General features: G+C 74.2%; 1 pseudogene. It reads left to right on the top strand.

Annotation, left to right across the window (positions count from 1 at the left end):
- A pseudogene (locus RNC47_RS37320) lies at window positions 1-260 on the top strand (TetR family transcriptional regulator); the annotation flags it as partial.
- Window positions 261-395 lie beyond the last annotated feature (135 nt).

Raw genomic sequence — 395 nt, 5'->3', positions numbered from 1 at the left:
CCCTCGGCCCCGAGCACCGCACCGAGATCGTCGAGCTGCGCCGCAGGAGCGACGCGGTGGTGCGCCGGATCATCAGCGAGGGCGTACGGGCCGGGGAGTTCGACGTCCCCGACATCCCCGGCACCACCCTCGCCGTGCTCTCCCTCTGCATCGACGTGGCCCGCTGGTTCAACGCCCAGGGCAGCCGCACGCCCGACGAGGTCGGCGCCCTCTACGCCGACCTGGTCCTGCGCATGGTCGGAGCCCCGCACCGGCCGTAGGGGGTGTCGGCCCGGGTGGCCGACCGGCCATCATGGGGGCATGCCCCTGCCTCCGGCGCGCTTCCGTACCCCCGAGTGGTTCACGGCCGACGCGTCGGTGCTGACGGTGGCGCCGGTCCCTGCATCGGGTAGACC

The sequence above is a fragment of the Streptomyces millisiae genome (assembly GCF_031845425.1).
GTDB classification, from domain to species: Bacteria; Actinomycetota; Actinomycetes; order Streptomycetales; family Streptomycetaceae; genus Streptomyces; species Streptomyces millisiae.
Note: the sequence above shows the minus strand (reverse complement) of the source record. Positions and strands in the feature narration are given on the sequence as shown.